We start from the raw sequence: 13,153 nt of genomic DNA, 5'->3' as shown, positions 1-13,153 counted from the left end.
TTTTATTACAGTTTTTCTGTAAAAATTATTTTAAAAATTTTCTTCTTGCTTGAAGACCAACCAAACCTAGTGAAAATATTAATAAAGTAGAAGGTTCTGGTACGGATGTTGAAGTACAAGGAATTCCAGGAGTTGGTACACATGTACTGCCACCACCACCATTACCATTACCGTCATCAACAGTTAATACTGACTTGCCTAAAGTTACTAACCAACCTGAGTCAATATCAATTTTAACTCTTAAACCATTATTAACTTGTGTAGTTGCCCAAGCATAAGTAGATAAATCAAATTGAGTAAAGTCCCACTCTTGATCTCGACCTATTAAATTACCTAAAGAAACCCAAGAATTGCCATCAAATATTGATATATCATCTTCTTCAGATGGTGAATCGACATCAAATGCAGAAATATCTAGAATGATTGATGTAAAACTACCTGCAATACCATTATGAACCCATTCCCAATCTTGACTTGAATTACGGTAATATGGTGAATTGTTTTTATTACTGTCTACATCAACAAAATACTCTGTCGCTGTATTGCTATTGTATTCTTGTACATCTGTAATTAATGTCGCAGAAGCACTCATACTTAAAAGACAAGAAAAACCAATTACTGCACGACGAATTATTGTTTTCAATTCACTTTCCTTAATATATTTTGATAAATAGATAAAATTCCACTGCAGCAAGCAAAACCTATACCAATAATAAAAAAAACCATTTAAATCATACATTTAAAAATGTAAACATAGTAAAATTATTGTAAACAAATGATTAATGTAAAGTATTCTGACACTATAAGTATTACAATTAATTTATATTATATATACCTAGTCAGGATAGCTGCTCTTGTTCTTGCCAAAATGAAACTTGCTCGGTCATTGAATAGTGAATACTTTTTAAATGGTTATCGTCTAAGCTTTAAGCATACTTTATTGTTATCAAAAGATAAATATTAGGACCTATGTAAATTATAGATACAAAAAAGCCACGTTAAACGTGGCTTTATTAAATTATTTTATTACAGTTTTTCTGTAAAAATTATTTTAAAAATTTTCTTCTTGCTTGAAAGCCAAGTAAACCAAGTCCAAGAATCATTAAAGATGAAGGTTCTGGCACTGTTGTAGTGCATGGAATACCTGGAGTTGGTACACATGCACCGCCGCCACCATTGCCAGTTCCATCATCAACAGTTAACACAGCTTTACCTAAAGTAACTAACCAGTTACCATTTAAAGTGTCAATATCCACTCTAACTTTTAAACCCGCATTTACTTGCGCTTCAGCCCAAGCAAAACCAGTTAAGTCAAATTGAGTAAACGCCCAAACATTATTATTACCAGCTAATGCGCCTAATGAAACCCAATTAACACCATCAAATACTGAGATTTCATCATTTTCAGCTGGTGCATCAACATCAAAAGCTGAAATATCTAAAAGAATAGAGGTGAAAGAACTACCCGCAATCCCATCATGAACCCATTCCCAATCTTGACTTGAATTACGATAATAAGGGTTATTAGTTTTATTACTATCGACATCAACAAAATACTCTGTTGCTGTGTTATTACTATATTCTTGAACATCTAGTATTAACCCAGCTGAAGCGCTCATACTAAAAAGACAAGATAAACCTATTACTGCATTCCGAATTATTGCTTTCATTTGACTATTCCTTAATTTATTTTGATAAATAGATACTTTTCTTAATAAAGCAAAAGCTATACCAAAAACAAAAAAAAATGTTAATTCAATGGGTTGCAACTGTTAACGTAGTAAATTTATTGTAAATAAGTAATTAATGTAAAATTTTTCGACACTATAAATATTACAATTAATTTATTTACTATAGGCAAAGAAAACAAAATGTTATGATAAATTTATATCCTGAATCATGTAAAACCAAAATAGTTAGAGAAAATTATGTTTGCAAACACACCTGTTGCTCAGTCTGAAACTATCACAAAATCTGCAGAAACCAACACAACTCTTAATAGCATAGAACCAGTCAACCTGTTAAAAGATGAAATTGATCAAATGAGTCGAATATATAACATTATCGTCGACTTTTTTGCTAATTATACCTTTCAATTAATTGGCGCATTCATCATCTTTGCTATTGGATATATGCTTGCTGGAAAAATAGCAAATGTAGTGTTGAAGCTTTGTACCAAGCATAAGCTAGACATTACGTTAAGTCACTTTCTTGCCAATACCAGTAAAATGATCATTGTAGTAATGATTGCTATAGTCGCACTAAATAAGTTAGGTATTAGTGTAACGCCATTTATTGCAGCTATTGGTGCTGTTTCATTAGGGGCTGGTCTAGCACTTCAAGGGTTATTAGCTAACTATGCCGCTGGATTTAACATTATAATTATTCGCCCATTCGTAGTAGGTGACACTATAACAGTACAGGGTGTTACAGGCTTAGTTAAAGAAGTCTTACTGGCATATACTATAATTGTTGACGAAGATGATGTAAAAATAACCATCCCTAACAAACACATTGTTGGGGAAGTGTTACACAATTCAAAACATGAATCTCTTTTAGAGCTTAATGTAGGCATATCTTATAAAGAAAATCCTGTAGAAGTGATTAAGATGCTTGAAGACGTTATTGAAAAACTAGGCATATCAAGTGGAGAAAAATCACCGCAAATAGGGATCGATGAATTTGCTGATAGCGCTATTAACATTGGCTTAAGAATTTGGACGCCAACACTTAGCTTATACGATTCCAAGTATAAAGCATACAAGGCAATTTATCTTGCTTTTCAAAAAGAAAATATTGAAATCCCCTTTCCTCAACGCGATGTTCATCTTATTAGCCAAGATTAAACACTGAGCTATAGAATACTTTAAGCAACTAAAATTAACATTAGTTGCTTAATTTTCATTTCATAGGCAAAAATGTCACTTAAAGTGGCCTACGACTTGATTCAGATCAACAAAAAACAATTCTTCACTTTTCTTTATGATATGACTATTTTTATTCCCAATAATCAGTGTTTTAATATTAGTTATCCAGCCGGTATTACGTAAAAATGAATAAGATATGGCCAAAAAAATACTACATAATGTGTCTGTTAAAGGTCAAGATGTAAGATCCTATACCGATGAATTAAGAGCTAAATACCCCATTGTAAAAAATACTTCTCATGAATGGGTATTACTTAAGCATGAAGATGTGAACTTTGCAGCTTTAAATGATGAAAGTTTTTCTAATAACGCTTCTAGATATTTACAGATACCAAATGGACTTGATGGTGAAGAACACACTCGTTATCGAAAAATCATCGATAAATACTTAACACGTCAAGCTTTAATACCTTATATTCCTGTTTTTGAAAACATAGCAAAGCAATTAGTAAAAGATCTTCCAAAAGGTGCCATATTAGATGCTGTAAATGATATAGGAGCCGTTTTTGCCGTACGAGCCCAAAGCAAATGGTTAGGCTGGCCAAAAAACTTAGAGACTACATTGTTAGCATGGATGAAAGAAAACCATGCTGCCACTCGTTCAGGTGATCATGCTTGGACTTCAAGTGTAGCTGAAAAATTTGATGATATTGTTCAAACGATAATTCAATCACGCCGTCATTCAGCAAATAAATTAAATAACTCTTCTGCTATCGATGTAACTGCACAGCTATGTAATGAAAAAGTTGATGGGAGATTGTTAACAGAATCAGAGCTTGTTTCAATTTTACGAAATTGGACAGGAGGAGATCTAGGTTCTATTGCTTTATGTGTTGGTGTAATTATCGCTTATATTGCTGAGCATCCTGAATTGATTGATCATATACGTAAAGCATCAAACAATGAGGTAGAAGACATCATTAATGAAATACTACGTATTGATAATCCTTTTGTTTCTAATCGTAGAATAACAACTTGCCCGGTTAAAATTGCTGGCCAAAGTATCCCCAAAGGTGCACGGGTAAAATTACATTGGACCTCAGCAAACCGAGATGAATCTGTATTTAATAATAATCAATTTGATCCGAAAAAAAATGCAGATAAAAATTTAGTCTATGGTATTGGCAAGCATGCCTGCCCTGGACGGCTATTAGCAAGTTGGCAATTAAGAATAGCATTACAAACATTACTTGCAAATATAGACAATATAGCCTTGATATCAGAGCAAATGCCAGAGCGCGAAGTAGCTCCTGTGGGTGGGTATCATAGAGTCCCCGTTATTTTCACTTAATTGTTAGATATGGCCAGTGTTGAAGAATTCCAATTAAATGCACAATGCCAATCACTAAACATATTATTGAACTCCACAACCAAAATTCTGGCGTCCGTCCTAAAGGGTTAGCCATCAAAAATAATCCAGCGACGCCACGGATTAGATAAATAGCAGTAATAATTAGAAGTACAACTTTAATAAAAGGTAAACGAACAATAATCCCGGCAGCAGAAAAGGCATAAAGAGACCATAAAGACAGCACACAAAAAATACCTGCCGTGATCATTGCTGGCTTTGTACTACCCTGCTCTGCAAGTTGTGCCATTTGCTCACCAGCACCTAAAAAACGATACCAAGATGCACCAAAATATATACACGCCAAATGTAAGATGGCAGCAATAGCACTTAAAGCGCCCGCACTGATTAAAAAAATATTCATACACGTCCTTATGGTTATTAAATTTAGCTGAGATAAGTCTAATAATTATACGTCGATATTAAGTTTCATAATAATACGACTTTAATCAATAGACTCACCAGTAACACACTTTTTACATTCTAACTGATAACCGAGCATTGATGCTCGCCCTGCAATAGTCACAACCCATGGTCTAGAAATAAAAGGGGGGATATGTCTAACATGCTGACAGTGACCACATTCAAGAACTGCAACCCAATGGTTTTCATTATCTTTCTTAAAGCTAACAATAGCTTGATTCATAACATTAGCTTTCGTTATTTGATAGCAATATGCACTTCTATTTGATTACCACTTGGATAGTATTCAAAGTCTGTTGTATAAAGCCTTTGATGATCAACGTCTTCATTAGTGAAGTAATGCCAAATTTCTGTCCAAGCATCAATCGCTATTTGTGGCATTTCACCTTGATGTGTAAAAACAAGATACTTACCTTGTGGTATTGTTATTGGCTCTAAATTCTCAGGAAATGATGTCCCGTCAAAACCTGCTAACACCGTAAATTTTCCCGTATGATCAGATTCATAATCAGAATACACGCCGTATACCCTTTCACCATTTTTATAATCAACAGGCACCGTATTATCAAATGTTTGCCATAATGCACCTATTTTTCCTGTATCGGGATTCATTTCGGTCTCATTATCAGTTCTGATAGCAAGCCCGTGAATTGTTTTCCCTAAAAAATGCCTAATTTCCATTGTTATCTTCCCTATATTATTTAAACAATTAATCAGAATAAAAAAGCCAGTTAATAACTTAACTGGCTTTAAGACTTCAACTACCGATCAACTTTTATATCGTAAAATAGACAATCTTAACTATTAAGTTGAACTCAAATCCGATCGACAAATAGTTGATATTTTTCTTGAAATTAAAAGGATTATTGACCTTTAACTTCAGACAAACCGTTAAAAATAGCTTTATCACCTAAAAACTCTTCGATTCTAAGTAATTGGTTATATTTAGATACTCGATCAGAGCGACATAAAGAGCCCGTTTTAATTTGTCCTGCAGCAGTACCTACAGCTAAATCAGCAATAGTTGCATCTTCAGTTTCACCTGAACGATGAGAAATAACCGCAGTAAAACCAGCATCTTTCGCCATTTTAATAGCTGCTAAGGTTTCAGTTAATGAACCAATTTGATTGAACTTGATTAAGATAGAGTTACCAATACCGTTTTCGATACCACGGGCTAAAATTTTAGTATTAGTTACAAATAAGTCATCACCAACGATTTGAACTTTATCGCCTAATAGTTTGGTTTGGTAAGCAAAACCGTCCCAATCTGACTCATCTAAACCATCTTCAATTGAAACAATTGGGTATTGCTCACAAAGTGTCGCTAAGAAGTCAGAAAACTCGTTAGCTGTAAATTGTTTACCTTCGCCTTTAAGGTCGTAAATAGCCGTTTCTTTGTTATAGAACTCAGAAGCAGCGCAATCCATCGCTAACGTTACATCTTTACCTAGCTCATAACCAGCAGCGGCAACTGCTTCCTTGATGACAGCTAACGCATCAGCATTTGATGCTAAGTCAGGCGCAAAACCACCTTCGTCACCAACAGCAGTATTTAACCCTTTAGCTGATAATACTTTTTTAAGCGCGTGGAAGATTTCAGCACCCATACGTAATGCTTCTTTAAAGCTTTCAGCTCCAACAGGCTGAATCATAAACTCTTGAATATCAACATTATTATCAGCATGTTCACCACCATTGATGATGTTCATCATAGGTAATGGTAATGAATATTGACCCGGAGTACCGTTTAAATCAGCAATATGTTCAAACAATTGCACTTTCTTTTCCATTGCAGCAGCTTTAGCGTTAGCAAGTGAAACAGCAAGTATTGCATTAGCACCAAATTTTTCTTTATTTTCAGTACCGTCTAAATCAATCATAATTTGATCAATAGCCGCTTGTTCAAGTGCATTTTTTCCAACTAAGGCAGCAGCAATATCATTATTTACTGCAGCTACGGCTTTTAAAACGCCTTTACCTAAATAACGCGACTTATCACCGTCACGTAGTTCTAATGCTTCTCTTGAACCAGTAGAAGCACCAGAAGGCGCTGCTGCACGTCCCCATGCACCAGAGTCTAAATAAACGTCGGCTTCTACGGTTGGGTTACCGCGAGAGTCCATTATTTCACGTGCAATTATTTTACTGATATTCGCCATTATTATTCCTCTAATTTGCTGTTCATAACGCTGATGAACCAACATAACTTAAGCTAATTTTATCTTGAATTATTCAAGGGGTAAAAACACAAAACCGCGACATTGCCACGGTTTTTTTAATCTATTATTTTGAGCTAGACTTTTTTTTCTGCTCCGCATAGGTAGCAGCAATAAAGCTTTCAAATAATGGGTGTCCATCTCGTGGAGTCGAATTAAACTCAGGATGGAACTGCCCCGCAATAAACCATGGGTGATCTGATATTTCAATCACCTCGACTAATGATTTATCAGTAGATAAACCTGAAAACACTAAACCCGCTTGGCTTAATTGATCTCGGTAGTTATTATTTACCTCAAAACGATGACGGTGTCTCTCATAAATTGTTTCACTACCATATACGTCATATACCTTGGTACCTTTCACAAGGTGACACAACTGAGAACCTAAACGCATAGTGCCGCCAAGGTCTGATTTTTCACAGCGATACTCAATTTTTCCTTGTTCATCTAACCATTCATTAATTAAACCAACAACAGGATATTTTGTTTGCGAATTAAACTCTGTGCTATGCGCGCCTTCTAAACCGGCAACATTACGTGCATATTCAATTAATGCTACTTGCATACCTAAACAAATACCGAGATAAGGTACTTTGTTTTCACGTGCATATTTTACAGCGGCAATTTTCCCTTCCACGCCACGTTCACCAAAGCCTCCTGGAACCAATATAGCGTCAATATCTTTGAACATATCAACACCTTTTGACTCAACATCTTGTGAATCTATGTATTTAATTTTTACATCGACTTGGTTTTTAATACCAGCATGTTTAAGCGCTTCATTAACTGATTTATAAGCATCAGGTAATTCAATATATTTACCTACCATGCCAACAACAACTTCACCTACTGAATTAGCTTCCTGATAAAGTACTTTTTCCCACTCACTTAAATCAGCCTCGGGTAAATCTAAGCCGAAACGCTTACAAACAATGTCATCTGTACCCTGTGATTTTAAAATAGCAGGAATTTTATAAATACTATCAACATCGCGCATTGCCACAACCGCGCGCTCTTCTACGTTAGTGAATAAAGCAATTTTAGCCTTCTCATTTGCAGGAATACTTACTTCACTTCGACACACTAAAATATCAGGGAATATACCGATAGAACGTAATTCTTTTACAGAATGCTGAGTAGGCTTAGTTTTAATTTCACCGGCTGCAGCTATATAAGGAACTAATGTTAAATGCATAAACATTGCACGTTCACGACCTAATTCAGTTCCTAATTGACGAATCGCTTCTAAGAAAGGTTGAGATTCAATATCTCCTACTGTACCACCTACTTCCACCATAGCTACATCGTAGCCTTCAGCACCTTCAATCACTCTGCGCTTTATATCGTTAGTAATATGTGGAATAACCTGAATAGTTGCACCTAAGAATTCGCCTCTACGTTCACGAGCTAAAATGTCTTGATATATGCGCCCTGCAGTAAAGTTGTTACGTTTAGTCATTTTGGTGCGAATAAAACGCTCGTAATGACCTAAATCTAGATCAGTTTCAGCACCATCTTCAGTAACAAATACTTCACCATGTTGAATCGGGCTCATTGTCCCTGGGTCTACATTGATATAAGGGTCTAGTTTAAGCATAGTTACCTTTAAACCACGCGCCTCAAGAATCGCCGCTAAAGAAGCAGCAGCAATGCCTTTACCAAGAGATGAAACTACACCACCCGTTACAAATATATATCTAGTTGTCATGCGATACCCAGAGTCAGGAAAAACAGAATTTTGCGTCAAAATCATTAAAAAGTTTTAGACAAACTAACGATTCTGACAGGACGGGAAAGCATTATACTTAAATCCCACGATTACGACAATAAAGATCTTACTTTCTCTTGCTATAAAATAGTTAAATCATAAACGAATAAATTAAATATCGACTTATAATTGTAAATCACTATAAAAAAGTTACCATTACCTTATTTATTACAGAAAGCTACTCCTATGTCTGAAAAACTTAATAATGTCCTTAACTCAATAGATCGTATAAATTCGCAAGATCCTAACGTAACTATTGTGGGTGGAATCGAAAAACCCAAAGAATTATTATATGGACAATATATGAGCGAATGCTTAGCCCAACATTGGCCGGATGCAGATGAATACTTACAAATAGCAGTGCGTGCACAACATATAAAACGTTGGCATTTGAAACGCAGTGATTTTTCAGAAGGTAAGCAAGGTTATTTAACATGGCGCAAAGCATTAGGTTTATTTCATGCTCAAACAACTAAAGAACTTATGATTGACTACGGATACGAAGAAGTTGAAGCTGAAACCACATCCCGTATCATTCGAAAAGAAAATTTAAAATCAAATCAACAAAGCCAAACACTAGAAGATGTTGCCTGTTTAGTCTTTTTACAGCATTATTTTGAAGATTTTGCCACTAAGCATAGTGAAGAAAAAATTATACGGATATTACAATTAACATGGAGAAAAATGTCTGAAAAAGGACATAATATTGCATTAACACTTACCTTACCTTCGCATTTAAGCAAATTAGTTGAAAAAGCCTTAAGTTAATATTTTGTATTGTTAATTTGACTGTGCTGTTTATCGATTGCCATTAGAAAGTGGTAATCGATAAATAAAAATAAATGGCCCTAATACTAATAAAAACACCAATAATTGCAAATACCATTGCGGTAAAAGGTAACACGACCAAGCAACCGCTAATATCATTGATAGTAACGATATAATCTTCGCTCTCTTGGGAATACTACGAGATTCTTGCCAGTGATAAATTAATGGACCAAACATTTTATTTGCTAGTAACATTTTATGTAACCGAGGAGCAGATTTAGCAAAGCAAGCAGCCGCAACTAACAAGAAAGGAGTTGTCGGCAATAACGGTAAAATAGCCCCTAAAAGAGCCAATCCAACAAAAAAAACACCTGATAATTTCAATAACATAAACATACAACTATGTAGAGAAACAAAGATACCCCTATTATAGAACAAGCAATTTATAAAAGCAGCTAAGCTAAACTTACCATATATAAACATTAATCCATTAGGGATGTTAAAGACTTTGTATTGTGTAGGCAGATATTGTAATCTCAATACTATATATTGATAAAGCCAACAAAGGTAAATTCTACAATGTATATAAATGAAATTACTGACTTTTTAGCTTGGTGTACTCTGCTCAACTTAGGAATTTATCTATTTTCTGCATTATTTCTTTTAGGTTTTAAAAATTTTACTATGAATATTCACAGTAAAATTTCAGGTATTGCCCCTAACGCTTTACCTAAACTATATTTCAAATTTTTAGGTAATTATAAAATAGGCATATTCCTTTTTAATATAGTACCTTATATCGCGTTGCGATTAATGGCTTAAACTAATACTAGAAAATTTAGTTCAGGTATTGTCTGATATTTACGTGATACAGCACATAATAAATACTTGTTTTACTAATCAATTATATCAATACTAATTATATATTTCGTTAAACTAACAAAGTGAGTTTTGTGTATGAAATTTTTAGTTTTCTTGGGAACTGTACGCGATAGTTCCCCTCCTCGACCTGCTCGACTAGGTTTACGAGTATCGAAGGCTTGTATTGAGTGTTTAACTAGCCGATATACTGACCATGAAATAGAGTTAATTGATGCTTTAGAATATCCTCTTGAATCAATTTTTAAACCTCATTTTGCTTATCCAAAAAGTAAAGCCCCCACCACACTGAATGAGCTTGCTGACAAAATTGAATCAGCTGATGGCTTTATCATGATAAGTCCTGAATATAACCATTCTATGAGCCCTGCATTAGCAAACCTGCTAAACCACTTTGGCAGTTCGCTATTTTCATACAAGCCCAGTGCTATAGTAACTTATTCTGCTGGTCAATGGGGCGGAATGCGAGCTGCAGTAGGAATGCGAACCTTTCTTTCAGAGTTAGGATGCCTTCCCGTTTCAGCAATGATCCACGTACCTAAAGCTCAAGAAGTATTGACTGAAGAGGGTAAAATGCAAGAGGGTGAAGATCAAACAGCTTGGTTTAACTATTTAGGCCGAGCGTTTAATCAACTAATTTGGTGGGCGGAAGCTTCAAGCCAGCATAAAGCCAATATTAATCCTCACCAATTAATAACTGACTTCAAAAAAACACCATCAGATCGTAATGCTCCCTAGAAAAAAATCCTTCAATTAAACATTCAGCTTTAACTGAAGGATTTATTTACCAACATAAAAGCTATTGAATAATGAATAGAGTAAAAGTAATTAAACTAACGCTCTTCATTCCAACTGAACAAATAAGATCCTAATAGTAAGAACAGTGTCGACATGCCAATTAGAACAACTACGTGATAACTAATATCAGCTAATGTTGCGCCTTCGGTAATGATTTTCCTCGCGCCTGAAACTAAATGTGTTAATGGTAAAATATCTGCAAATTTTTGTAATAGTAGTGGCGAACCTTCTAAACTAAACCAAACGCCTGATAAAATCATCATGGGCCACGACGCTAAGTTCAATAAGCCGCCCGTTAATTCTTCACTTTTCGAACGACAAGCAACTAATAAACCTAATGTTATTAAGCTAAATGCCCCTAACGCCCCAATAATAAATAAGTCGAAATAGCTACCAAGCATATAAAAGTCGAAAAATAAATTACAACCGGTATATATCACTGATGAAGTGATCATGACTATCACTAAGCGAGAAAGTAGCTGAGCACTAACAAATTCAAAGGCTGTTAACGGCGTAGCTTTTAAGCGTTTTAACACTGAATTTTTACGATAACGTACAATGACATACCCTACACCGAATAGGCAGCTAAACATCATATTCATCCCCAAAACCCCCGGTAAAACCCAGTCAACGTAACGTATTTTCTTTCCTGATACTTGCTGCATTGTATAGCTGTGATGACTAGCCAGAAAAATTTTCTCTGTTAAATAACTTTTAGGTGATGATGGATTTATCCAATATGTACTTTTTGAAAAGTCTATGAGTAAATCAATACTATGCTGGGCTAATTTTTTTTGTGCGATAGTCGGATCATTATAATCTATGAAGTCGATATATTTGGTTTCAATAAAATTTGAATTTACCTGGCTTAAATTCATCACGCCTATTTTGTATTGAGACTGCCCTTCACCAGAAAAAACAAGCGACATACCCACTAATAACAATACGGGGAAAATAATACTCCACGATAACGAAGATTTATCTCGTACAAATTCAATATTACGGGCTTTAACTACAGCGAAAAAACGTTTTAAGTTCATATTATTCTCTTAGTGAATGACCTGTTAACTTTAAAAATAAATCATCTAAATTGGCGGATTTTACATGTAAACCTTCCAGCGATATTTGTTCCTTCATTAATAAAGCTAAACTGTGTTCAATATTTTTTGAATTAATTTCAACGCGATCGCCATTGACTTGCCACTGATACTTTTGAATCAATTCAGGCTTTATGTTCGCTGAAGGCAAATAAATAAATACTTCTTTAAAGTGTTTATCGAGCAATTGATGTGGACGTCCCGCTTCAATTATTTTACCACGGTCCATTACCACCACATCGTCACATAAGCGTTCAGCTTCATCCATATAATGTGTTGTTAAAATAACGGTTTTATCGCGTTTTTTAATATTCTCAATTAACTGCCAGAAATTACGACGAGCCTGAGGGTCAAGACCCGTTGTCGGTTCATCTAAATAAATAATTTCGGGGTCATTAATTAAGGCCAAAGCTAGTAATAAACGTTGGCGTTGCCCACCAGAAAGTAACCTATTATCTTTATTTAAAAACTCCCCTAGATCACATAGCTCAATAAGTTGAGCATGATCAACGGTATGTTGATAAAAAGAAGTAAACAGGTTTAATGTTTCTTTTACGGTTAAAAAGTCTTGTAAAGCCGTGTGCTGAAATTGGATCCCTATTTGTTGGGCAACTTCACTTTTCATCGGTTGGCCATAATAGTTAATTTGACCAGAGCTTGGCTTTAAAATACCTTCCATTATCTCAATTGTAGTGGTTTTTCCTGCCCCATTAGGTCCTAAGATGCCAAAACAAATGCCTTTATCGATTGAAAAACTAATATCATCAACCGCACTAAACTCATGATAACGTTTAACTAAATTAATGACTTCTATTACTGCACTCATATTTTGTTACCTTAGCACTCAATTGATAATAATTCTCATTTACAACATTAATATAATCCGTTATTCTTTTTGAAAACATTCTATAAATACAAAGTGC

The 13,153-nt window shown here is 34.8% G+C and carries 15 protein-coding genes; 5 read left to right on the top strand and 10 right to left on the bottom strand.

Going from position 1 to position 13,153, the window contains the following annotated elements:
• Nucleotides 1–25 precede the first annotated feature (25 nt).
• The gene (locus tag IE155_RS08060; protein WP_189377732.1) at nucleotides 26–643 is read right to left on the bottom strand and encodes a PEP-CTERM sorting domain-containing protein; all 618 of its coding nucleotides are present in this window, start codon (nucleotides 641–643) and stop codon (nucleotides 26–28) included.
• A 403-nt stretch (nucleotides 644–1,046) separates the two neighbouring features.
• Nucleotides 1,047–1,670 carry a PEP-CTERM sorting domain-containing protein gene (locus IE155_RS08055; RefSeq protein WP_189377731.1) on the bottom strand — a complete coding sequence of 208 codons (624 nt, stop codon included), beginning with the start codon at nucleotides 1,668–1,670 and terminating at the stop codon, nucleotides 1,047–1,049.
• A gap of 258 nt (nucleotides 1,671–1,928) precedes the next feature.
• On the opposite strand from IE155_RS08055, the gene IE155_RS08050 reads away from it, so the two are divergent.
• Together IE155_RS08050 and IE155_RS08045 are read left to right on the top strand one after the other, a co-directional pair.
• Nucleotides 1,929–2,846: a mechanosensitive ion channel family protein gene (locus tag IE155_RS08050; protein ID WP_189377730.1), complete on the top strand. Its 918-nt coding sequence runs from the start codon at nucleotides 1,929–1,931 to the stop codon at nucleotides 2,844–2,846.
• Between the two features lie 217 nt (nucleotides 2,847–3,063).
• Nucleotides 3,064–4,218 (top strand): cytochrome P450, encoded by a 1,155-nt coding sequence (locus tag IE155_RS08045; RefSeq protein ID WP_189377729.1) that lies wholly within the window; start codon nucleotides 3,064–3,066, stop codon nucleotides 4,216–4,218.
• On the opposite strand, the gene IE155_RS08040 is transcribed toward IE155_RS08045, so the two are convergent.
• The 5 genes from IE155_RS08040 to pyrG form a co-directional block, all read right to left on the bottom strand.
• The gene (locus tag IE155_RS08040; protein WP_189377728.1) at nucleotides 4,211–4,639 is read right to left on the bottom strand and encodes a hypothetical protein; all 429 of its coding nucleotides are present in this window, start codon (nucleotides 4,637–4,639) and stop codon (nucleotides 4,211–4,213) included. The two genes, IE155_RS08045 and IE155_RS08040, sit on opposite strands and share 8 nt — an antisense overlap.
• 81 nt (nucleotides 4,640–4,720) lie before the next feature.
• A complete protein-coding gene (locus tag IE155_RS08035; protein WP_189377727.1) occupies nucleotides 4,721–4,921 on the bottom strand; it encodes a DUF3565 domain-containing protein in 201 nt (66 codons plus the stop codon).
• A gap of 14 nt (nucleotides 4,922–4,935) precedes the next feature.
• Nucleotides 4,936–5,379 (bottom strand): GyrI-like domain-containing protein, encoded by a 444-nt coding sequence (locus IE155_RS08030; RefSeq protein WP_189377726.1) that lies wholly within the window; start codon nucleotides 5,377–5,379, stop codon nucleotides 4,936–4,938.
• A gap of 182 nt (nucleotides 5,380–5,561) precedes the next feature.
• Entirely contained in the window at nucleotides 5,562–6,860 is a 1,299-nt protein-coding gene (gene eno / locus IE155_RS08025; protein ID WP_189377725.1) for a phosphopyruvate hydratase, read from the bottom strand.
• Between the two features lie 124 nt (nucleotides 6,861–6,984).
• Complete coding sequence (pyrG, locus tag IE155_RS08020; protein ID WP_189377724.1) at nucleotides 6,985–8,628, bottom strand: CTP synthase; 1,644 nt, start codon at nucleotides 8,626–8,628, stop codon at nucleotides 6,985–6,987.
• Between the two features lie 246 nt (nucleotides 8,629–8,874).
• On the opposite strand from pyrG, the gene IE155_RS08015 reads away from it, so the two are divergent.
• Nucleotides 8,875–9,456 (top strand): DUF4202 domain-containing protein, encoded by a 582-nt coding sequence (locus tag IE155_RS08015; RefSeq protein ID WP_189377723.1) that lies wholly within the window; start codon nucleotides 8,875–8,877, stop codon nucleotides 9,454–9,456.
• Between the two features lie 30 nt (nucleotides 9,457–9,486).
• Here the strand turns inward: IE155_RS08015 and IE155_RS08010 are convergent, their stop codons facing one another.
• Nucleotides 9,487–9,846, bottom strand: a complete 360-nt coding sequence (locus IE155_RS08010; RefSeq protein WP_189377722.1) for a YbaN family protein — start codon at nucleotides 9,844–9,846, stop codon at nucleotides 9,487–9,489.
• Nucleotides 9,847–10,035: 189 nt separating this feature from the next.
• On the opposite strand from IE155_RS08010, the gene IE155_RS18145 reads away from it, so the two are divergent.
• Complete coding sequence (locus IE155_RS18145; protein ID WP_373295358.1) at nucleotides 10,036–10,278, top strand: DUF6868 family protein; 243 nt, start codon at nucleotides 10,036–10,038, stop codon at nucleotides 10,276–10,278.
• A gap of 135 nt (nucleotides 10,279–10,413) precedes the next feature.
• Nucleotides 10,414–11,073, top strand: a complete 660-nt coding sequence (locus tag IE155_RS08005) for an NADPH-dependent FMN reductase (protein WP_189377721.1) — start codon at nucleotides 10,414–10,416, stop codon at nucleotides 11,071–11,073.
• 95 nt (nucleotides 11,074–11,168) lie between these two features.
• On the opposite strand, the gene IE155_RS08000 is transcribed toward IE155_RS08005, so the two are convergent.
• Together IE155_RS08000 and IE155_RS07995 are read right to left on the bottom strand one after the other, a co-directional pair.
• On the bottom strand, nucleotides 11,169–12,173 hold the full coding sequence (locus tag IE155_RS08000; protein WP_189377720.1) for an ABC transporter permease: 1,005 nt from the start codon (nucleotides 12,171–12,173) through the stop codon (nucleotides 11,169–11,171).
• Nucleotide 12,174: 1 nt separating this feature from the next.
• Entirely contained in the window at nucleotides 12,175–13,056 is an 882-nt protein-coding gene (locus tag IE155_RS07995) for an ABC transporter ATP-binding protein (protein ID WP_189377719.1), read from the bottom strand.
• Nucleotides 13,057–13,153: the final 97 nt, after the last annotated feature.

Origin of the sequence: Thalassotalea profundi, from assembly GCF_014653195.1 — a bacterium.
Taxonomy (GTDB): domain Bacteria; phylum Pseudomonadota; class Gammaproteobacteria; order Enterobacterales; family Alteromonadaceae; genus Thalassotalea_B; species Thalassotalea_B profundi.
This window is presented reverse-complemented; position numbering and strand designations above follow the sequence as displayed.